At 62.8% G+C, this 21,173-nt stretch carries 14 protein-coding genes; 7 read left to right on the top strand and 7 right to left on the bottom strand.

The window, feature by feature from the left end; translation table 11 throughout:
• Nucleotides 1-140 precede the first annotated feature (140 nt).
• From BXA07_RS12770 to BXA07_RS12760, 3 genes are all read right to left on the bottom strand, one after another.
• Entirely contained in the window at nucleotides 141-1,604 is a 1,464-nt protein-coding gene (locus BXA07_RS12770) for a catalase (protein ID WP_076568296.1), read from the bottom strand.
• 93 nt (nucleotides 1,605-1,697) lie between these two features.
• On the bottom strand, nucleotides 1,698-2,354 hold the full coding sequence (locus BXA07_RS12765; RefSeq protein WP_076568452.1) for a DsbA family protein: 657 nt from the start codon (nucleotides 2,352-2,354) through the stop codon (nucleotides 1,698-1,700).
• A 20-nt stretch (nucleotides 2,355-2,374) separates the two neighbouring features.
• Nucleotides 2,375-3,238: an MBL fold metallo-hydrolase gene (locus BXA07_RS12760; protein WP_076568295.1), complete on the bottom strand. Its 864-nt coding sequence runs from the start codon at nucleotides 3,236-3,238 to the stop codon at nucleotides 2,375-2,377.
• A 274-nt stretch (nucleotides 3,239-3,512) separates the two neighbouring features.
• On the opposite strand from BXA07_RS12760, the gene BXA07_RS12755 reads away from it, so the two are divergent.
• The 4 genes from BXA07_RS12755 (at nucleotide 3,513) to pcaC (ending at nucleotide 7,623) form a co-directional block, all read left to right on the top strand.
• The gene (locus BXA07_RS12755; protein ID WP_076568451.1) at nucleotides 3,513-4,913 is read left to right on the top strand and encodes an alkaline phosphatase; all 1,401 of its coding nucleotides are present in this window, start codon (nucleotides 3,513-3,515) and stop codon (nucleotides 4,911-4,913) included.
• Between the two features lie 29 nt (nucleotides 4,914-4,942).
• Nucleotides 4,943-6,355, top strand: coding sequence for an alkaline phosphatase (locus tag BXA07_RS12750; protein ID WP_076568294.1), 1,413 nt, complete (start codon nucleotides 4,943-4,945; stop codon nucleotides 6,353-6,355).
• 76 nt (nucleotides 6,356-6,431) lie between these two features.
• A complete protein-coding gene (locus BXA07_RS12745) occupies nucleotides 6,432-7,163 on the top strand; it encodes a hypothetical protein (RefSeq protein WP_076568293.1) in 732 nt (243 codons plus the stop codon).
• 61 nt (nucleotides 7,164-7,224) lie between these two features.
• Complete coding sequence (pcaC, locus tag BXA07_RS12740) at nucleotides 7,225-7,623, top strand: 4-carboxymuconolactone decarboxylase (protein ID WP_076568292.1); 399 nt, start codon at nucleotides 7,225-7,227, stop codon at nucleotides 7,621-7,623.
• A gap of 71 nt (nucleotides 7,624-7,694) precedes the next feature.
• On the opposite strand, the gene BXA07_RS12735 is transcribed toward pcaC, so the two are convergent.
• From BXA07_RS12735 to dprA, 3 genes are all read right to left on the bottom strand, one after another.
• Nucleotides 7,695-10,361 (bottom strand): DNA topoisomerase III, encoded by a 2,667-nt coding sequence (locus BXA07_RS12735; protein WP_076568291.1) that lies wholly within the window; start codon nucleotides 10,359-10,361, stop codon nucleotides 7,695-7,697.
• Between the two features lie 273 nt (nucleotides 10,362-10,634).
• Nucleotides 10,635-11,099, bottom strand: coding sequence for a Smg family protein (locus tag BXA07_RS12730; RefSeq protein WP_076568290.1), 465 nt, complete (start codon nucleotides 11,097-11,099; stop codon nucleotides 10,635-10,637).
• Nucleotides 11,100-11,193: 94 nt separating this feature from the next.
• Nucleotides 11,194-12,297: a DNA-processing protein DprA gene (gene dprA / locus BXA07_RS12725; protein WP_076568289.1), complete on the bottom strand. Its 1,104-nt coding sequence runs from the start codon at nucleotides 12,295-12,297 to the stop codon at nucleotides 11,194-11,196.
• 311 nt (nucleotides 12,298-12,608) lie between these two features.
• Here dprA and def point away from each other — a divergent pair, with 311 nt between their 5' ends.
• Nucleotides 12,609-13,151 (top strand): peptide deformylase, encoded by a 543-nt coding sequence (gene def, locus BXA07_RS12720; protein ID WP_076568288.1) that lies wholly within the window; start codon nucleotides 12,609-12,611, stop codon nucleotides 13,149-13,151.
• Between the two features lie 96 nt (nucleotides 13,152-13,247).
• Complete coding sequence (gene fmt, locus BXA07_RS12715; protein ID WP_076568287.1) at nucleotides 13,248-14,204, top strand: methionyl-tRNA formyltransferase; 957 nt, start codon at nucleotides 13,248-13,250, stop codon at nucleotides 14,202-14,204.
• A gap of 74 nt (nucleotides 14,205-14,278) precedes the next feature.
• On the opposite strand, the gene BXA07_RS12710 is transcribed toward fmt, so the two are convergent.
• The gene (locus BXA07_RS12710) at nucleotides 14,279-16,753 is read right to left on the bottom strand and encodes an IPT/TIG domain-containing protein (RefSeq protein ID WP_139335550.1); all 2,475 of its coding nucleotides are present in this window, start codon (nucleotides 16,751-16,753) and stop codon (nucleotides 14,279-14,281) included.
• A 620-nt stretch (nucleotides 16,754-17,373) separates the two neighbouring features.
• Here BXA07_RS12710 and metH point away from each other — a divergent pair.
• Nucleotides 17,374-21,168 carry a methionine synthase gene (gene metH / locus BXA07_RS12705; RefSeq protein WP_170909657.1) on the top strand — a complete coding sequence of 1,265 codons (3,795 nt, stop codon included), beginning with the start codon at nucleotides 17,374-17,376 and terminating at the stop codon, nucleotides 21,166-21,168.
• The last annotated feature ends 5 nt before the right edge of the window (nucleotides 21,169-21,173 follow it).

Genomic DNA, 21,173 nt, shown 5'->3' with positions numbered 1-21,173 from the left:
CCAGGAAGGCGGCGCGATCATCAGACCGACAAGTCTACGCATGGAAGGCAAATATGTCCATACGGCAATATTTTATATCGAGCACTAATTTGTGCTGCATCAAACAGGCGGAACAAGCTTGTTCCGCCTGCAACACACCATTACAGGGCTACGCCGCGTGCCTGCAAGGCGGCCCGCACGCCCGCGCCGTAGGCGGCATCGGCGCGGTCGAAGTGGCCCAGCTGACGCTGCAAGGTTTCCGGCCGCACCTGACTCAAGGGGCCAGCCAGGTTGTCGAACAGGTTTTGCCTGGCCTGGGCGGACATCAGCCGGAACAGGTTGCCGGCCTGCGTGTAATCGTCTTCCACACCGCGCCCGTCGTAGCGCGCCGCGCCGCCCGACAGCGCCAGCGCCGGCTCGCCATGGCCCAGCCCTTGCGGCTGCGTGCCTGCCGCCGCCACGTTTGCGTAGTTCTGCGCCGAACTGCCATTGTGGATGGCCATGCCGCCGTCGCGCTGCTGGTTATGGAAGGGGCAGCGGGCCGCATTCACGGGTAAGTGCTGGTGGTTCGTGCCGACGCGGTACAGCTGGGCGTCGTGGTAGGCGAACAAGCGGCCTTGCAGCATCTTGTCCGGCGAGTATCCCATGCCGGGCACGGCATTGGCCGGCGAAAACGCCGCCTGCTCGACTTCCGCATGGTAATTGTCCGGATTGCGGTTCAGCTCGAAAATACCGACCGGCAACAGCGGGAAGTCCGCGTGCGGCCACACCTTCGTCAGGTCGAACGGGTTCCAGCCCGTGCGCTGCTCCCAGGCATCGAGCTGCTCCTGCGTCGCCACCTGCAGCTTGACTTCCCACTGGGGGAAATCGCCGCGCGCGATGGCGCCGAACAGGTCGCGCTGGGCGTAGTCGGGGTCGGCACCGGCCAGGCGGCCAGCCTCCGCCGCAGGTAAATTCTTGATGCCCTGGCGTGTCTTGAAATGCCATTTCACGTACACGCGCTGGCCGTCGGCATTAATCAGGCTATACGTGTGGCTGCCGAAACCATCCATGTGGCGGTAGCCGTCCGGCGTGCCCCGGTCCGAGAACAGCATGGTGACCTGGTGCAGGCTTTCCGGCGCGTGGCTCCAGAAGTCGAACATCATCTCGGCCGATTTCAGATTGCTTTGCGGATCACGCTTTTGCGTGTGGACAAAGTCGGGGAACTTGATCGGGTCCTTGATGAAGAACATGGGCGTGTTATTGCCAACCAGATCCCAGTTGCCCTCTTCCGTATAGAAGCGCACGGCGAAGCCGCGCGGGTCGCGTTCCGTATCGGCGCTGCCGCGTTCGCCGCCTACGGTGGAAAAGCGCGCGAACGTGGCCGTCTGCTTGCCCACTTCGGCAAATAATTTAGCCTTGGTGTAGCGCGAGATGTCATGCGTGACGGTAAAGGTGCCGTAGGCGCCCGAGCCTTTCGCGTGCACGACGCGCTCGGGGATGCGCTCGCGGTTGAAATGCTGGAGTTTCTCGATCAGGTGGAAGTCTTGCAGCAGCAGGGGGCCGCGGGGACCCGCGCTGATGGAGTTCTGGTTGTCGGCGACGGGGATGCCCGAGGCGGTACTGAATGGCGGCGGTTGGCGCATGGCTGCTTTTCCTTCGTTGTTGACTAATGGAACCAGTGTAACGAGGTCAACAACAAAGGAAAAGCTAATTGATTTTATCGAACCGATAGCTATTTACAATGTACATCCATGGGCATCGCACACACCACCCAGCTGCGCCTGCAACTTCGCCGGCTGGCCCAGGAAGCCGCCGATATCGATCACGGACAGCTTGCCGCTGCCATCGTCGAGCACGAACGTGGGAAAGCCCTGGCCGCCCACCTGCGCCAGCAGGGCGCGGCTGGCGTCGATGTGCCGCTGCGTGGCGGCGCCCGCCTGCCGCGCATACTCGGCCCCGAATGCCGCCCCGTCCATGCCCTGCTCTTGCGCCAAGGTCACCAGCACGGGCAGGTCGGCGATGCGCAAGCCGTCCACGTAATGGGCGCGCTGCACGCGCTGCAGCATGTCCAGGCCCTTGCCGGCCAAGGCTTCCGCCGCCAGGATGGCCGTGATCGGCGGTTCGGAATCCATCATGGCCGTCGTGTCGTTGAGCAATCCGTCAATATAGGCGTCGCCGAAGGGCTGGCCCGACAATTGCTCGATGCGCCGGTCATGCGGCAGCACATAGCCGCGCCAGGCGGGCGTGATCCGGCGGCGATTGCTGCCCGTCATCATGCCGCCGCCGTGGAAGGCCACCGTCAGTCCGGGCACGGCGCGCGCCGCCTCGACCAGCGGCGCGGCGCCGTAGCACCAGCCGCACAGGGGGTCGAAAATGTAGTGCAGTGTGGGCATGGAGACCTCCTTGTTGCCGCTTACCATTTCATTTCACCCTTTGCCACCTTGGCGCTCGTTTCCAGCGCGCCATCGAGGCCCAGTTGCGGGTAGTGCTGTTTCATGGCGGCGATCAGGGCGGCCGCATTGGCGGCCTTGGCCGTTTCCGCTTCGAACGTCACCAGGTAGTCGCGCGTGAAACCGATGCTGTCCGGCGTCATGGGCGAGCCCACCTTGAAGTGGCCAGGCACGACGGTGACGGGCTTCAGCGCCGCGATGCCATCCAGGGTCTTGAGCCAGTCCTGGCGCGATTGCACGCTTTGCGTATCGGCCGTCCACACGTGCAAGTTGCCAAACAGCACCACACCGCCGACGACGGCCTTGATCGATGGAATCCACACATAGGTGCGCGCTGGCGTCGGGCCGGCGATATCGAGCGACTGGCCTTCCAGCGTGATGCGCTGACCCTTCAATGCTTCGGGGATGACGATGGCCTGCGGCGCATTGTCCTTCAAAATCGGCCCCCAGTAGGCGACCTTGGCGTCGGCCTTGCGGCGGATCTCGGCCACGGTATCCGGCGTGGCGACGATTTTTGCCTGCGGGAAAGCTGCCTTGATCACGTCGAGGCCAAAATAGAAATCGGGGTCGCTGTGGCTGATGTACACGGTCGTCAGTTTCTTGCCGCTGGAACGGATCTTTTCCACCAGCTTTTGCGCTTCGGCGCGCGAGAACTGCGCGTCGATCAGCACGGCGTCATGCTTGCCGGCCACCAGCACGGAAGCGACGGGGAAGATGGCCGCTTCGCCCGGATTGAACACCTCCAGTGTCAGCGGCGCTGCGGCCGAGGCGGCGCCGGCGGCGAAGACGGTGGCAACGAGAATACTGGTAATGGATTTGGAGAACATGATGCGCCTTCACAAGATGATTGGGATGCATGCATCTTACGTTGCTTGATTCGGCAGAAAAACCCGATAAACCGCAATGGTTTGTTTCTTATTTCGATGCAATCAGATACTGGCATGCACGCTGCCATCCACATCGTCGTATCCAAATGTGTCACAGCGTCATGATGTTGTCACATTGAATTGTTATCTTGCCAGCTCTTTCAAACCTAGCCGGATGAACCACATGACTCGCAGAAAAATTTCCGTCGCTGGCTGCAGCGTCGCAATCTCCCTGATGCTGGCCGCCTGCGGCAGCGACGCCAAAAAAGACGAGGTGGTGGTCGAAGCCCCGCCGAAAAACGTCATTTTCTTCCTTGGCGATGGCATGGGCCTGACCACCATGACGGCTGCGCGCATCTACTCGGTGGGCGAAGACGGTGCGCTGACCATGGACACGCTGCCGGAAACGGCCTTCGTCAAGACGTTCTCGAACGATGCGCAAGTCACCGACAGCGCGCCGTCGATGGCCGCCTACATGACCGGCGTCAAGATGAACAACGAAGTCATTTCCATGTCGGCCAACACGGTCGCCATCGATCCGGGCAAGGACGCCAACGGCAACAAGCTGGTCAACAAATGCGGCACCGGCAACGGCACGCCCGCCACCACCCTGCTGGAACTGGCCAAGGCCAAGGGCTTTGCCGCCGGCGTCGTCAGCACGGCGCGCGTGACGCACGCCACGCCGGCAGCGACCTACGCGCACATCTGCCACCGCGACCTGGAAAACGATATCGCCGCGGCCCTGGTGCCGGGCGGCACCGGCTACAACAGCGCCCTGGGCACCACCGGCCTGGAAGTGGTCCTGGGCGGCGGCGCGCAGTTCTTTACGCCATTCAAGAACGGCGGCAAGCGCTCCGACGACCGCGACCTGGTGGCCGAACTGAAAGCAAAGAGCTACACCATTGCCAACAACGCCACCGACTTCAAGGCCGTCGACGGTACCAAGACGGACCGCCTGTTCGGCGTGTTCACGTCCAGCCACATGAGCTACGACCTGGACCGCGATGCGGCCAAGGAACCTAGCCTGGCAGAAATGACCACCAAGGCCATGGACGTGTTGGCCAAGAACAAGAAGGGTTACTTCCTGATGGTCGAAGGCGGCCGCATCGACCATGCGCTGCACGAAACGACAGCCAAGAAGGCCCTGCAGGACACGGTCGCCTTTGACAACGCCATCAAGGCCGCCATCGAAAAAGCCAAGCTGACCGACCCGACCCTGGCCAATACCCTGATCGTCGTCACGGCCGACCATGACCACACCCTGGTGCTGAACGGCTACGCCAAGCGCACGGGCAAGACGGCCGCCGGCAACCCAGGCGTGCTGGGCCTGGTGAAGAACTACGTCACCGGCGCGGTCGAGAAAGACCTGGACGGCGCACCGTACTCGATCATCGGCTTCGGCAATGGCGAAAACCGCACGCAATCGAGCCGCGCCGCCATGGCCAGCCTCGATGAAACCGTCACCAGCGCCAACACCTACCATCAGGAAGCGGTGATCCGCACTTCGGCCGGCAATGAAACCCACGGTGGCACCGACGTCTTCCTGGGCGCCATCGGCAAGGGTTCGGAAACCTTCCTGGGCACCATCGACAACACCACAGTATTCGGCCTGGTCAAGACCGCCGGCGGTCTGTAATCCCCAAGACACAAGAATTGGACACGCATATGAAACTTGCACTGAAATCCACCCTGAAACTGTCGCTGCTGACCACGCTCGTGGCAGCCAGTGTTGCCAATGGCGCCTACGCCGCCGACGCCAAGAACGTCATCTTCTTCCTCGGCGACGGCATGGGTCCTTCCGTCGTGACGGCGGCGCGCATCTACAAGTACAAGGAAGAAGGCAGCTTGAACATGGACAAGCTGGAACGCACGGCGCGCATCAAGACGTTCTCGAACGATGCGCAAACGACGGACAGCGCCCCATCGATGGCCGCCTACATGACCGGCGTCAAGATGAACAATGAAGTCATCTCGATGGCGCAGGACACCATCGCCAAAGAGCCCAGCCGCGACGTCAACGGCAACCTGGGCGTGGATAACTGCCCGGCCGGCGGCAAGAGCGTGCCGACCATCCTGGAACTGGCGAAAGCCAAGGGCAAGGCCGTGGGCGCCATCACCACCACGGAACTGACGCACGCCACGCCGGCGACGACCTTCTCGCACATCTGCAACCGCAATGCGCAATACGCGATCGCCGCGCAGACGGCGCCGGGCGGCGCCGGGTACAACACGGCCCTGGGCGACGGCGTGGACGTGCTGATGGGTGGCGGACGCAACCACTTTACGCCATGGTCCGCCAGCAACAAGGGCGGCCGCGCCGACGGCCGCGACCTGCTGGCCGAATTCGCGGCCAAGGGCTACACGGTGGCCGCCAACAAGACGGAAATGGCGGCCGCGCCGAGCGGCAAGAAATTCATCGGCCTGTACAGCGCGAAGAGCCACCTCGACTATGAACTGGACCGCACCTCGTCCAAGCCATCGGCCGACGGCGCCAACCAGCCTAGCCTGTCGGAAATGACGCTGAAAGCCATCGACTTGCTGTCGAAAAACACCAATGGCTACTTCCTGATGGTCGAAGGCGGCCGCATCGACCACGCCTTGCACGGCATCAATGCCAAGCGCGCGCTGGTCGACACCATCGCCTTCGACGACGCCATCAAGGCGGCCATCGACAAGGTCAGGGAAACCGATCCGAAGCTGGAAAACACCCTGATCGTCGTCACGGCCGACCACGACCACACGCTGGCGTTCAACGGCTACGGCAAGCGCGGCAATCCTATCCTCGACATCAACCGCGGCTACAAGGATAACCAGCCAAGCAAGGATGAGGACGGCAATACCTACACCACCCTGGTGTTCGGCAACGGCCCGAACCGCCCTGACCTGCGCACCAACGTCGACAGCGCCACGGCCCTGTCCGACAACTACCTGCAAGAAACAGGCGTGCGCCTGGCCAGCGAAACCCACGGCGGCGGCGACGTCAAGCTGCTGGCCACGGGCGCCGGCGCCAAGGCCTTCAAAGGCACCCTGGACAACACCAAGGTGTTTGACCTGCTGAAGGCGGCCTTCGGCTTTTGATGTAGCACAACAAGCGTAACCCCAAGGGGCGGAAGGCAATCTTGCCCTCCGCCCCCTTTGCACATAAAGGCAACACATGAAATCGACCCTGATCGCCGTCCTCCTCGCCGCCGGCTTCGCTGGCACCGCGCAAGCGGCCGCCCCTGCCGCTCCCGCCGACCTGGACCTGGGCATCACCTATTACAGCCGCGTGCTGACGCCGGAAGGCGTGACGCGCGAGAGCCGCTACGAGGAAAAAATGCTGCGCCGTCCCGGCCACGTGTGGGTCGAACGCGTGCTGGCGCCGGCGACGGACGCGCACGCGGGCCACAAGCATGGCGACAACACCAAGGTGGCGCTGAAAACCTCGACTGCGGCCACGCAGCATGAACACAAGCACTTCAATCCCGTGCTGATTCCACGCCATGTGATGCTGGAAAAGAACACCGTGCGCATCGAATACATCGACGCGCACGACAAGATCGTCGTCGCCATTCCCAAGGCCGAGTACGAAAACGTCAATTTCGACGGTTCCTGGGAAAACAGTTTTTACCTGCTGGACCCGAAACTGGTGACCGCCATGCCCCTGTCGAAACAGGCATCGAACGTGCCGGGCGCGCGCTGGCGCGAAGTGGAAAAAAATGGCGTGTTCCAGCGCATCCTGTGGGATGAGCAAAAACAGATTCCGCTGGTCATCGAAAGCGGTGACCGCGCGAATACCTTCTACCGCAGGGTCGACGTCAAGCTGCAGCCGACCGTCAGCAAGGTCCAGCCATGGGCCAACCTGCAACATTACGCACAGCGCGAATACTCGGACTACCTGGACTAAGCTTGACCGCCCCATGCCCGCTCGCTAGTATCTGGACAGAGTATTCCACAGGGAGCGCGGCATGGATGAACAATTCGAGAACGGTTTGCGCATGCGCAAACAAGTGATGGGCGACGCCTTTGTCGAACGCGCCTTTGCCCAGGTGGACGCCTTCACGGCGCCCTTGCAGGACTTCGTCACGCGCAACGCCTGGGGCACGACCTGGTGCCGCGACGGCCTGGATTTAAAGACGCGCAGCCTGGCGACGATCGCCATGCTGACGGCCCTGGGCCGCGCCCAGGAGTTGCGCGGCCATGTGCGCGGCGCCGTCAACAATGGCGCAAGCATGCAGGAAATCCAGGAAGTGCTGCTGCATTCGGCCGTGTATTGCGGCATGCCGCTGGCCATCGACGCCTTCCGCTCGGCGCATGACGTGCTGCGGGAAATGGGCCTGGTGGCGCCGGCCGCGCCGCCAGCCTGACCATAACCCCATCAAATCGGGACGTAAAAAAAGCCAGGGGCATCCCTGGCTTTTGTCTGGCTGATGCAGGATTACTCCGCCGCAGCCGCCTTCTTCGCCGGCGCCTTTTTGGCGGCCGGCTTTTTCACGGCCGCAGCCTTCTTCGCCGGTGCCTTCTTGACGGCTGCCGCTTTCTTGACGGCCGTTTTCTTCGCTGGCGCCGCGCCTTCTTCGCCTTCAACCTCGGCGGCGGCTGCCTTGGTCTTCGCACCCGGCTTGGCCTTGCGCTCTTCAAACTCGAAGCTCACCTTGCCATCCTTGCCCCGCACGAGGAAAGCCTTGAACGGACGGCGCGTGCGCTGCGATACAAAGCCCGGCAGCAAGTCGGTCTTGCCATCGTTGAGCAGTTTTGCCATTTGTTCCGGCAAGATTTCCTGCTGCAAGATGATGCGGCCGCTGCGGAAATCGCACGTCTTCGGCTTGGCCACGCTGTGTTCGCACACATAGGCCAGGCCCATTTCGTACACGCCGGCATTGCACTTGGGGCAAGGTCCCACGGGCGTCTGGCCCGTGAAATCGACGCCTTCGCCATCTTCGCTTTCGTCGTTCTGACCGAAATCAAATTCCAGCTTGAAATTCTTGATCTCTTCATCGCGCACGATGCGCAGGATGGCGGCGAACGGACGGCCCATCTTCGAGCGGAAGCCTTGCAGCGGGCCGATGGTGCGATCCTTCAGCAATTGTTCCACTTCGGCGATTTCGAACTGGCGCGAACCCGGTGTCTTGCTCATCGAAAATTCGCACTTGGTGCAGGCGAAACGGCGGTAGTTTTCCTTCACCACGCCGCCGCAGTTCGGGCACGGCGTTTCCAGGGTCGCGTAATCGCCGGGAATCGTGTCGTTATCGTATTCCTTGGCGCGCTTGACGATGATTTGCGTCATCTGCGCGATTTCGCGCATGAATTCTTCGCGCGAAATCTTGCCTTTTTCCATCTGCGACAGCTTGTATTCCCACTCGCCCGTCAGCTCCGGTGCCGTCAACTCATTGACGCCCAGGCCTTTGAGCAAGGTCATCAGTTGCGACGCCTTGGCCGTCGGGATCAATTCGCGGCCTTCGCGGATCAGGTAGCGTTCCGTCAGCAAGCCCTCGATGGTGGCCGCGCGCGTCGCTGGCGTGCCGAGACCCTTGCCGGCCATCGCATCGCGCAGCTCGTCGTCGTCGATCAGCTTGCCGGCGCCTTCCATGGCCGACAGCAACGTTGCTTCCGTGAAGCGCGCGGGCGGCTTCGTCACGAGGCCATTGGCGCTGACGCTTTCCGTCTGCACTTTTTCGCCCTTGGCGACGGGCACCAGGTTGCCGTTGCCATTGCTTTCCTTGTCCGCGTCCGTCGACGCTTCCTTGCCGTAGATGGCCAGCCAGCCCGGATTGGTCATGACCTTGCCTTCAGTCTTGAACTGATGGCCGGACACTTCCGTGTAGCGCGTGGTGACCTGGAATTCCGCAGGCGGGAAGAACACGGCCATGAAGCGGCGCGTGACCAGGTCGTACAGCTTCTGTTCCGGCTCGGACAAATTCTTTGGCGCAATCGTCGTCGGGATGATGGCGAAGTGGTCCGAGATCTTCGTGTTGTCGAAGATGCGCTTGTTCGGCTTGACCCAGCCCTTGTCGATGATCTGCTTGGCGAACTGGTGGTAGTTGCTGTTGTCCTTGACCGTTTCCAGCGCCTGCAGCACGGTCGGCATGTAGTCTTCCGGCAGGTGGCGCGAATCGGTACGCGGATACGTCAAGACCTTGTGCTTTTCGTACAGGGCCTGGGCCAGGCCCAGCGTATTCTTGGCCGAGAAGCCGAAACGCGAGTTCGCTTCGCGCTGCAGGCTGGTCAGGTCGAACAGGCCCGGCGCCATCGAGGTCGTCGGCTTCGATTCTTCCGTGACGGTGCCTTGGCGGCCGCGGCAGGCAGTGGCGATCGAGTCGGCAGCAGCCTTGCTCCACAGGCGCTCGGCGCGCTTCTCGGGGTCGTTCTCGTCCTTCTTGAACTTCGTGTCGAGCCAGCGGCCTTCATAGATGCCGGCCGCGCAGACGAATTCGGCACGCACTTCCCAGAAGTCGCGCGGGACGAATTTTTTAATTTTATCTTCGCGTTCGACGACGATGGAGAGCGTCGGCGTCTGCACGCGGCCCACGGTGGTCAGGTAAAAACCGCCTTCCTTCGAATTAAACGCCGTCATGGCGCGCGTGCCATTGATGCCGATCAACCAATCGGCTTCCGAGCGGCAGCGGGCAGCGTCGGCCAGCGGCAGCATTTCTTCGTCGCTGCGCAGGTGTGCGAAACCGTCGCGGATGGCGCCCGGCGTCATCGACTGCAGCCACAAGCGCTTGACCGGTTGCTTGGCCTTGGCGTTTTGCGCGATCAGGCGGAAAATCAGCTCGCCTTCTCGCCCCGCATCGCATGCGTTGATGAGGGTGGAAACGTCTTTACGTTTGATCAGCTTGTTTAATACTTTGAGGCGCGCTTCCGTCTTCGGGATGGGATTGAGCGCGAAATACGGTGGAATCATCGGCAAGTGCGCGAAACTCCATTTGCCGCGCTTCACGTCGAATTCTTCCGGCACGGCGATCTCCAGCAAGTGGCCGACCGCCGACGACAGGACGTATTCATCCGATTCAAAGTACTCATCGTGCTTGGTGAAGCCGCCAAGCGTCTTCGCGATATCGTTCGCGACAGAAGGCTTCTCGGCGATGATGAGGGTTTTTGTCATATTTTTTGGTCTCGAAAAATGCTCTAGGATAGTTTCAGCATGCGCATCATACAGTGCATTGCCAGGCGCCGACGCTTTTGTCTGCGCAAGGCCTTGTGACTTGTGGTCTTGTCAAGCGGCCAATGATAAGCGCCTATTGAAGAATTCGGCAAGTTATCTGCAAGCAAGAATGCGCCAGCGCAAACACATTGGTCTGGCGTGCGCGGTGCCGCAGCATATAGTAAGGGAGATGGCGCGGCAGCGGCGCCAGGTGCGGCCGGGGGCGTGTATCGGCTAGTGCAGCAGGCGCGGCGGGAGATCTTCGTCGTCGACGAATAAGTCGTCGAACATCAGCGCGTCCGGTTCCTTGCCCTGGCTCCACAGCAGCATCAGCACGATGACTTTCAGCTTGCCCAGCGAGACGGGCGCCTCGTCGAGCGCCAGCGCCCGTTCGATGACGATTTCGCGCTGCAGCGGCGTGAGCACCTTGGCGCTTTCGAGGAACTGGATGAAACCGATGGCGGCCGTGCCCAGCACATCGCTTTCCTGCTGCACGTAGAAGCGCGTGCCCGTGGATGCGGCCGTCAGGGTTTGCTCGACGCCGGCCATGGCGTTCAAGTCCGTCAGCCACACGAGGGCTTCGGAAATCTCCACGTCGTCGAAACCGACGGCCGACAGCTTGCGCGCCAGGACTGCCGGCTCGGGGCAGGCATCGGGGCGATAGTAAGTCTCGTAGAGGTACACCAGGATATCGAACATGGCTCTACTCTAGCAGCTAAGTTCGCTAAGACACAAGGGTGCGCACCGACAAAGCGCCCCCGTGCGGCAAGGCCGCCACACAAGTGACAAGCTGTCATTTGCAGCGTTGAAACAGTCCTCCCGGCAAGCGTTCCACCAGGCCCGCCAGTTCCAGCGCCAGCAATTCGGCCATCAGCGCACCCATGGCCAGGCCGCTGCGCGCGGCCAGGGTATCGGCGTCGACGGGATCGTGGCCCAGCGCGGCCAGCAGCGGCGGTTCGTCTTCCCCCGCTGGCGGCAGCGTGGCAATGCCGCCCAGCCATTGCAGCTCTTGCAGCACGTCATCGGCCGACTCGACCAGCTTGGCGCCCTGCTTGATCAGCGCATGGCAGCCCTTGGCCAAAGTCGCGTGGATGGAGCCGGGCAAGGCATACACGTCGCGCCCCTGCTCGCCGGCCAGGCGCGCCGTGATCAGGGAACCCGATTGCGCCGCCGCCTCGATCACCAGCACGCCGCGCGCCAGGCCGCTGATCAGGCGGTTGCGGCGCGGAAAGTTCCCCGGCATGGCCGGCAAGCCCAGCGCGTACTCGCTGACGATGCAGCCTTGTTCGGCAATTCTTTGCGCCAGATCAAGGTTGCGTCGTGGATACACGAGATCGGCGCCCGTGCCGATCACGGCCACCGTGGCGCCCGCGCCGCGCAAACCGCCCTCGTGCGCGTGCGTGTCGATGCCCAGCGCCAGCCCGGAAATGATGGTCAAACCCGCGGCGCTGAGGGCGCGGGCGAACGCGGCCGCATTCTGCATGCCTTGCGCGCTGGCATTGCGGCTGCCGATGATGGCCACGCCGGGCCGCGACAGCAGTTCCGCCCGCCCCCGCACATATAACAACAGCGGCGGATCGGCGATTTCCAGCAGCAGCGGCGGATAGCCGGCATCGGCCAGGGTCAGCACGGCATTGCCGGGCCCCTGCAGCCATTGCAGGGTGAGTTCCAGCTGGCTGTTGGCCAGCGGCTTGGGCGGCTGCGCGATGGCGCGCGCCACGCCGGCCGGCACCACTTCGCGCAAGGCCTCGAACGGCGCGGCAAAGATTTGCGGCGGCAAGCCGAAGCGGGCCAGCAAGGCGCGTGCCGCCACCGGCCCCACGCCGGGCAGATGCTGCAGGCGCAGCCAGCCCGCCAGTTCCGTGACCGTGTCCGCCGTCGTTGCGATTGCATGCATGACAACCTCGCTGTGTACTGTGCCCCTCCCATGCTAGCGCCATGGCAGGCGCGCGATACCGACGCGCGCAAGGATGCGTGCAATGGCGGCGCAAAAAGCCCCCCATCCACAGCTGCATGGGCGTCTGTGATAAAATTTCCCTTTGCAGCAGACGATTAGCGCACTGGCAAACGCATCTGCCGCGACGTTGCGCCCTACGCGCCCAAGCTTGGCGTACTCACAATAAAATAGAAGTAGCCCTGCCATCGTCCGCATGGCCCTGGCATGAATAATCAGGCGCACCGGCGCCCACCTTAACCAGTCGAATCCGTATGTCCATATTAAATATCCTGCGTTACCCCGATCCTCGCCTGCACACGGTCGCCAAGCCCGTCACCGAATTTGACGCGCGCCTGCAAACCCTGATCGACGACATGGCCGAGACCATGTACGACGCCCCCGGCGTCGGCCTGGCCGCATCGCAAGTGGACGAGCATATCCAGATGATGGTGATCGACATCACCGAAGAGAAAAACCAGCTGCAAGTGTTCATCAACCCGGAAATCACCTGGGCCAGCGAAGAAAAACAGGTCTACGACGAAGGCTGTCTGTCCGTGCCTGGCGTCTACGACGGCGTCGAGCGCCCGGCCCGCATCAAGGTGCGCGCCCTGGACCGCCACGGCAAGCAGTTCGAGCTGGAAGCCGATGGCTTGCTGGCCGTGTGCATCCAGCATGAGATGGATCATCTGCTGGGCAAGGTATTCGTCGAATACCTGTCGCCGCTCAAGCGCAACCGCATCAAGACCAAGATGATCAAGGAAATCCGCGGTCTCGAGCGCGAAGCGAGCTTGCGCGCGCAGAACCGCCGTTTCTAAGCTACTGCTGATAGACTAAGCAACAACAGTCGTCGTAACACCACGCCAGCCTGGCGCCTCCGGCGCGGGCCTGCGCACCTCACGTCAAGGATTAATATGAAAGTGATCTTCGCAGGCACGCCTGAATTCGCCGCCACGGCCCTGAAAGACTTGCACGAAGCGGGATTCGAGATTCCGCTGGTGCTGACCCAGCCCGACCGCCCTGCCGGACGCGGCATGCAGCTGCACGCCTCGGCCGTCAAGCAGTACGCGCAGCAGCACGGCATCGAGGTGCTGCAACCGCTATCCCTGCGCATGGACAGCAAGGACCCGCAGCGCGCCGCGGAAGCGAAAGCGGCCCATGAACGCCTGCTGGCCACCGATTACGATGTGATGGTGGTGGCGGCCTACGGCTTGATCTTGCCGCGCAGCACGCTCGACATCAAACCCTGCATCAATATCCACGGTTCATTGCTGCCGCGCTGGCGCGGCGCCGCGCCGATCCACCGCGCCATCGAGGCCGGCGACGATGAAACGGGCGTAACCATCATGCAGATGGAAGAAGGCCTCGATACGGGCCCCATGCTGGCCATCGAGCGCACGCCCATCGAAGCGGGCGACTCCACCGCCACCCTGCACGACAAATTGGCCAAACTGGGTGGCAAGATGATCGTCGAGACCCTGCGCAAGATGCAGCAGCAGCCGCTCGAAGCCGTGCCGCAGCCGGAAGCGGGCGTCACCTACGCGGCAAAGATCGCCAAGGAAGAAGCGGCGCTCGATTTCAGCCAGCCCGCACTGGAACTGGGCCTGAAGATCCGCGCCTTCAATCCGTTTCCCGGCGCCTGCGGCCAGGTCGATGGCGTGACCATCAAGATCTGGGCCGCCGACGTGCTCGACGCGGACAGCAAGGAAGCGCCGGGCCAGGTGCTGGCGGCCGACGCCCAGCACGGCATCGTCGTCGCTTGCGGCAATGGCTCGCTGCGCCTGACGGAATTGCAGAAACCGGGCGGCAAGCGCCTGGCCGCGGCCGAGTTCATCAAGGGATTCCCCCTCGAAGGCAAGCGTTTCGCGTAAGCGTCCCCCGTCGCACCGACGTCCATAAAAAAAGGGCTTGCCGCGGCAAGCCCTTTTTGCGTCCAGCCACAGCCTTAGCGGCGCTGCACCTTCATCAAACGTCCGCCCACGGACGACGACAGGCTGACCTCGAAGCGGCCGCCGGCCGGCAAGGCGCTCACGTCGACGCTGGCGTTGCCACCCGTCAAGTCACTGGCGACCACCGTCTTGCGGCCATCGGCGGCCACGTGCAGCACGGCGGCGTACGGTTCCGCCTCGGCATTCCATACCAGCGCCAGCTTGCCGCCGCTTTGCGTCACGTCAAAACTGGCGTCGTTGGCGGCCGACCTGCCGCGGCGCGCCGGGCGCTCCAGCTGGGCCAAAGCCTTACCTTTTGACAATACCTGCACGTCGCTGATGTCGCCCGGATTGGCGAAACTGACGCGGAAATGGCTGATGGCGCTGCCGCCGTGGTCGGCCAGGGCGGCTGCATCGAAAGGCAAGTCCATCGTCTGCCCGGACGAAGTCAGTACCCGCAGGGTGTACGCGTGGCCGCTGCCACTGGCGGCGGCGCCCATGCGCGCGGACGAGGCGACGGCAGGATGCAGGGCCACGCCGGCCGGCGTGATGCGGCCGGAAATGGTCAGATAGCCATTTTCGGCAAGCGCCATGCTGGCGGCCAGCACATTGCTGCCCGTCACTTGCGTGCTGCGTTTTTCCAGGAATTGCTGCACCCGCGCATAACTGTAGTCGGAGAACCAGGCGCCGCTGCAATAGCTCATCACGTCCTTCATCGGCGTGCTGCCGTAGACGGCCTTGCTCAGCTGGCCGATGCTGCCCGCGTAGTTGCTGTTGTACAGGGGTTGCGGTCCCAGTTCGCCATTCGGATACGGGTAGTCGGTGACCGCATTGGCCGGACCGCCGCAGGCAATGTGCTCCAGCGAGTGATTGTGGCCCAGTTCATGTACGAGCGTGGTCAGCCATTCAGGCCAGCGATTGCCGAACGGATCGATCGCCGCGCTGGTGCTGAACTTGGCGTCCACGCCGATGGCCGACGTAAAGTCGTTGTCGCCGGTGCGCTGATTGACGTACGCCAGGCCGGCGGCGCGGGTGACGGACATCTCCGGCACCAGGCCGTAATAATAGGCGCCGCTGTCTTCCTGCACGCGCTTCCTTTCCAGCGCACTCAGGGTATTGCTCCACCAGCTGTCGGCCGTGCTGCTGCCGGGCGCGGACAGGGCGGCCCGCGTGCTGATGCTGATATTTTCCGCCGCATATGGATACACGCGCAGCAGCGCGGCTCGGATCGTTTCGACGTCAGGCACTTGCGCCACGCCATCGTCGGTGCTCAAGGGCACCAGCACCAGGCGGATCCTGGCCAGGCTGGCCACCACGGGCGCCGCTTCCTGGCTCACCTGCACGCCATCGCTGCCGACGGCCGTCACGCGCACGCGCACGCCGGGCAAGATCCAGCTGGCCGGCAGGATGGCGCTGAAATTGCCATTGAAGCTGTAATCGCTTTTTTCAGTCGGCAACACAGCGGGGCCGCTCATCGTGAAACTGCCCAGGCTGGCGCCATTGGCGGCCGTGGCGCTCACGGTCACGGCCGGGCTGGCCTGTCCCGCTTGCGGGGCCAGCACGGGCACGCGCACGGCGGCCGGCTTGCCGCGCGTCAGGCGCAGGGCCGTGTTGCTGGCGTTCAGGTTGAGAACTTGCGCAAAATCAATGCTTCCCAGGGTAAAGGCCGACACCGTGCCCGCATTCACGGCGATGCGCGCGGCGGCCGACAGCATCACATTGCCTGTCGCCGCGGCCGGCGCGGACAGCAGCAGCTGGCTGGCGCTGGCACTGACGATGCTGGCCGGCGTGCTGCCCACCGACGCGGCAGTGACCTGGTCGAGATTGCTGCCCTGCACGGTCACGGACAGCGTCGCACCGGTGACCAGCGAGCTGATCGAGGTCACCGTCACGCTGGGCAGGACGATATAACTGTCGCTGCTGGCGACGTCGTTGTACGGGCCACGCAAGGTCAGCGGTCCCGTCGCGGCCCCTTCAGGCACCACCACGGTGACGCTGGTCGGGTCCTGGCTCTGCGGGATGGCCGAGGCGCCGCTGCCGAACTGTACCGCCGTGACGGCGCCCATGCCCTTGCCCGTCACAGTGACGCTGGAACCGGCGCCGCCCGTTGCCGGCGCGATGCTGGCCACCGTCACCGGCTGATACACGTTGACGCTGTACGCCGTGGTGGCCGTGCCGGCCGCGCTGACGACGCTCAGGACGCCCGTTACGGGCACGCCCGGCATGGCCAGGGTGACGCTGGTATCGCTGGCGGCGCTGGCGACGACGGTCACGGCGCCCACCTGGAATGCCGTCGCGCGGCTCAAATTGGTGCCCGTGAGCACCAGCCCGGCGCCGACGGCGACATTCGTTGCCGACACGGCCGTCACGGCAGGCGCAATGACGGCCGTGCCCGACGACGCCCCACCTGCAGTCTCACTACCGCCACCGCCACCGCCGCAGGCGGACAGGCCCAGCACGAGAAACAACGCCACAAGCAAATGATTTTTCATGACTGGCAACCATGGTCAAACAGCGCAATGCCGGGGATGAGGCGGGGAATATGAGACATATGGGTGACTTTTGGTGAGAATGTAATTTCCAGGAACCAATATTATCGGCGACTTTGATTCCGAGTAACAACTATCAATGCTTTTGATTCAATTTGTTTTAACAACAAATAAAATATTCGTGGAAAAAATTTGATTTAAAACATTACTCTGCATTGCTGGAACTCAAGTTACGGCAGCCATTGCCACTGGCTTCATGAGAAATCATGCGCACGCTACCCAGGACAGGAGAACGTTGCCAAGCATAGAGGGAAGGTAATCGCCAGCAACATTCATGAAGAAATTGGCGTTTTCCGCAAGATTTCCAGGAATGGCACTGCTAGCGTGGCCGCGAGCGGGCCAAAGTGTTGCGCGGGTCACCACGGACGGGCCTGGCGCCGCTTTTGCTCAAAACCAAAGCAGCCTGATGCCGTATAATTTTAGACCCGGTGATTCAGGCGATTGCCACCTTCTGCCTGCCCTACCCGGCCGGCTCTCTCCGTCAGCCGACCCTGCTGGCCTGCAACCGCCCTGCAACTGCCTTGTCGCCGCGCCGCCGCCCGTTTGCCTATTGAAAGCATGAAATGAACGATACCGTGATCCCCGCCATGTCCCCGACCGAAGCCACCTTGCGCGCCATCCTGGCGCAGCGGATCATGATACTCGACGGCGCCATGGGCACGATCATCCAGCAATACAAGCTCGACGAAGAAGCCTACCGTGGCGGTCCTGCCGGCCGTTTCATCGATTTCGCCGCCCCGGCCGACAGCGGCGCGCGCGAACTGTTCGTCAAAGGTAACAATGAGCTGCTGACCCTGACGCAGCCGCACATCATCCAGGAAATCCACGAGCGCTACCTGGCGGCAGGCGCCGACCTGATCGAAACGAATACCTTCGGCGCCACGACGATCGCGCAAGACGATTACCACATGGCCCACCTGGCCTATGAAATGAACGTCCAGGCGGCAAAACTGGCGCGCGCCGCGTGCGACAAGTATTCCACTCCGGACAAGCCGCGCTTCGTCGCCGGCGCCCTGGGCCCCACGCCAAAGACGGCGTCGATCTCGCCCGACGTGAACGACCCGGCCGCGCGCAATATCAGTTTCGACCAGCTGGTGGCCGCCTACCTGCAACAGACGCAGGGCCTGGTGGAGGGCGGCGCCGACGTGTTGCTGGTGGAAACCATCTTCGATACCCTGAACTGCAAGGCGGCCCTGTTCGCCATCGACCTGTTCTACGAGCAGAATCCGCACGTCGCGCGCCTGCCGCTGATGATTTCGGGCACCGTCACGGACGCCTCGGGCCGCATCCTGTCGGGCCAGACCGTGCCCGCCTTCTGGAATTCCGTGCGCCACGCGAAACCGCTGACCATCGGCCTGAACTGCGCCCTGGGCGCGGCCCTGATGCGTCCGTATGCGGAAGAGCTGGCCAAGATCGCCGACACGTTTGTCTGCATCTACCCGAATGCGGGCTTGCCCAACCCCATGAGCGACACGGGTTTCGACGAGTTGCCAGCCGACACCTCCGCCCTGCTGCGCGAATTTGCCGACGCGGGCTTCCTGAACATGGCGGGCGGCTGTTGCGGCACCACGCCCGAGCACATCGCCGCCATCGGCGCGTTGCTGTCGAAAAACACCCCGCGCACCGTGCCGGCCCCGTCGCACGACCTGCGCCTGGCGGGCCTGGAACCGTTCGTCGTCAACGACGAATCGCTGTTCGTCAACGTGGGCGAGCGCACCAACGTCACGGGCTCGAAGGCGTTTGCGCGCATGATTCTCAACGAGCAATACGACGAAGCCCTGTCCGTTGCGCGCCAGCAAGTGGAAAACGGCGCGCAAGTGATCGATATCAACATGGACGAGGCCATGCTCGATTCACAGGCCGCCATGACGCGCTTCCTGAACCTGATCGCCTCCGAACCCGATATTTCGCGCGTGCCCATCATGGTCGACTCGTCGAAATGGTCCGTCATCGAAGCGGGCCTGAAATGCGTGCAGGGCAAGGCCATCGTCAATTCCATTTCCATGAAGGAAGGCGAGGAAGAATTCCTGCGCCAGGCGAAACTGTGCCGCCGCTACGGCGCGGCCGTCATCGTCATGGCCTTCGATGAAAAGGGGCAAGCCGACACCTTCGAGCGCAAGATCGAGATTTGCGCCCGCGCATACCATTTATTGATCGATGCGCTGGACTTCCCGCCGGAAGACATCATTTTCGACCCGAACATCTTTGCCGTGGCCACCGGCATCGAAGAGCACAACAACTACGCCGTCGACTTCATCAATGCCACGCGCTGGATCAAGGAAAACTTGCCATACGCGAAGATCTCGGGCGGCGTGTCGAACGTGTCGTTCAGTTTCCGCGGCAACGATCCGGCCCGCGAAGCCATCCATACCGTCTTCCTGTACCACGCCATCAAGGCCGGCATGACCATGGGCATCGTCAACGCCGGCATGGTGGGCGTGTACGACAACCTGGACCCGGAATTGCGCGAGCGCGTGGAAGACGTGGTGCTGAACCGCCGCGAAGACTCGACCGAGCGCATGATCGAATTTGCCGGCACGCTGAAGGCGGGCGGCAAGGCCGAGGCGCAAACCCTGGCCTGGCGCGAAGGAACCGTACAGGAGCGCCTGTCGCACGCGCTGGTGCATGGCATCACGCAATTCATCGTGGAAGACACGGAAGAAGCGCGCCAGCAGTTGCTGCACAATGGCGGGCGCCCGATCCACGTGATCGAGGGCCCGCTGATGGCTGGCATGGACGTGGTCGGCGATCTGTTTGGCCAGGGCAAGATGTTCCTGCCGCAAGTGGTGAAATCGGCGCGCGTGATGAAGCAGGCCGTGGCCCATCTGATTCCGTTCATCGAGGAAGAAAAGCTGCTGGAAGAGCAGCGCACGGGCATCGTGGCCAAGCCGAAAGGCAAGATCATCATGGCGACCGTGAAAGGCGACGTGCATGACATCGGCAAGAATATCGTCACGGTAGTCTTGCAATGCAATAACTTCGAAGTGGTGAACATGGGCGTGATGGTGCCGTGCTCGGAAATCCTCGCCCGCGCCAAGGTGGAAAACGCCGACATCATCGGCCTGTCGGGCCTGATCACGCCGTCGCTGGAAGAAATGGCGTATGTCGCCAAAGAAATGCAGCGCGACGAACATTTCCGCATGCTCAAGATTCCCCTGCTGATCGGCGGCGCCACCACCAGTCGCGCCCACACGGCCGTGAAAATCGCGCACAACTACGAAGGCCCCGTCATCTACGTGCCGGACGCTTCGCGTTCCGTTTCCGTAGCGCAATCGCTGCTGACGCCGGAGCAGCGCGACAAGTATGTGGAAGACATTGAAATCGACTACGCGCGCATCCGCGAGCAGCACGCCAACAAGAAGGCCCTGCCCATATTGCCGCTGGCGCAGGCCCGTGCCAACAAGATGGTCGTGCCCTTCGACGGCGCCTGCAAGCCCGTGAAACCGAAGTTCATCGGCCGCCGCGTGTTCAAGAACGTGGATCTGGCCACCCTGGCCAACTATATCGACTGGGGCCCGTTCTTCCAGACCTGGGACCTGGCCGGCCCCTTCCCCGCCATCTTGACGGATGAAGTGGTGGGCGACGCCGCCACCAAGGTGTACGCAGAAGGCCAGGCCTTGCTGAAGAAACTCATCGACGGGCGCTGGCTGACGGCCAACGGCGTCGTGTCCTTGCTGCCAGCGAACAGCGTCAATGACGACGATATCGAGGTGTACACGGACGATACGCGCAGTAGCGTGGCGTTCACGTATTACGGCATGCGCCAGCAAGGGGTCAAGCCCGTGGTCGACGGCGTGCAGCGCCCGAACCAGTGCCTGGCCGACTTCATCGCGCCGAAGGCTTCGGGCGTGAAGGATTACATCGGCATGTTTGCCGTCACGTCCGGCCTGGGCATCGAAAAGTACGAAAAGCGCTTCGAGGATGCGCACGACGATTACTCGTCCATCATGCTCAAATCGCTGGCGGACCGCCTGGCAGAAGCGTTTGCCGAATACCTGCATGAGCGCGTGCGCAAGGACTTGTGGGGCTACGTGCCGGACGAGCACTTGAGCAACGACGACATGATCGCCGAGAAATATGTCGGCATCCGCCCGGCGCCCGGCTACCCGGCCTGCCCCGAGCACACGGTCAAGAAAGAAATGTTCGAAGTCATGCAGGCAGAGGAAATCGGCATGCAGCTGACGGAATCGTATGCCATGTTCCCCGGCGCGGCCGTCTCCGGCTTCTACTTTGCCCATGCGGAGTCGAAATACTTCGTCGTCGGCAAGATCGGCATGGACCAGGTGGAAGACATGGCCAAGCGCCGTGGCGCCAGGGTCGAGGACGTGGAACGCTGGCTGGCGCCGAACCTGTCGTAGTGCCA

This window comes from Janthinobacterium sp. TND4EL3, from assembly GCF_900156175.1.
Classification (GTDB): domain Bacteria; phylum Pseudomonadota; class Gammaproteobacteria; order Burkholderiales; family Burkholderiaceae_D; genus Janthinobacterium.
Note: the sequence above shows the minus strand (reverse complement) of the source record. Positions and strands in the feature narration are given on the sequence as shown.

Excerpts from the sequence above, each read along its gene's own strand:
- BXA07_RS12745 (WP_076568293.1), top strand. The coding sequence starts at position 6,432 with ATGAAATCGACCCTGATCGCCGTCCTCCTCGCCGCCGGCTTCGCTGGC.
- BXA07_RS12760 (WP_076568295.1), bottom strand. The coding sequence starts at position 3,238 with ATGTTCTCCAAATCCATTACCAGTATTCTCGTTGCCACCGTCTTCGCC.
- BXA07_RS12750 (WP_076568294.1), top strand. The coding sequence starts at position 4,943 with ATGAAACTTGCACTGAAATCCACCCTGAAACTGTCGCTGCTGACCACG.
- pcaC (WP_076568292.1), top strand. The coding sequence starts at position 7,225 with ATGGATGAACAATTCGAGAACGGTTTGCGCATGCGCAAACAAGTGATG.
- BXA07_RS12710 (WP_139335550.1), bottom strand. The coding sequence starts at position 16,753 with ATGAAAAATCATTTGCTTGTGGCGTTGTTTCTCGTGCTGGGCCTGTCC.
- metH (WP_170909657.1), top strand. The coding sequence starts at position 17,374 with ATGAACGATACCGTGATCCCCGCCATGTCCCCGACCGAAGCCACCTTG.
- BXA07_RS12765 (WP_076568452.1), bottom strand. The coding sequence starts at position 2,354 with ATGCCCACACTGCACTACATTTTCGACCCCCTGTGCGGCTGGTGCTAC.
- BXA07_RS12755 (WP_076568451.1), top strand. The coding sequence starts at position 3,513 with ATGCTGGCCGCCTGCGGCAGCGACGCCAAAAAAGACGAGGTGGTGGTC.
- def (WP_076568288.1), top strand. The coding sequence starts at position 12,609 with ATGTCCATATTAAATATCCTGCGTTACCCCGATCCTCGCCTGCACACG.
- BXA07_RS12730 (WP_076568290.1), bottom strand. The coding sequence starts at position 11,099 with ATGTTCGATATCCTGGTGTACCTCTACGAGACTTACTATCGCCCCGAT.
- BXA07_RS12735 (WP_076568291.1), bottom strand. The coding sequence starts at position 10,361 with ATGACAAAAACCCTCATCATCGCCGAGAAGCCTTCTGTCGCGAACGAT.
- dprA (WP_076568289.1), bottom strand. The coding sequence starts at position 12,297 with ATGCATGCAATCGCAACGACGGCGGACACGGTCACGGAACTGGCGGGC.
- fmt (WP_076568287.1), top strand. The coding sequence starts at position 13,248 with ATGAAAGTGATCTTCGCAGGCACGCCTGAATTCGCCGCCACGGCCCTG.
- BXA07_RS12770 (WP_076568296.1), bottom strand. The coding sequence starts at position 1,604 with ATGCGCCAACCGCCGCCATTCAGTACCGCCTCGGGCATCCCCGTCGCC.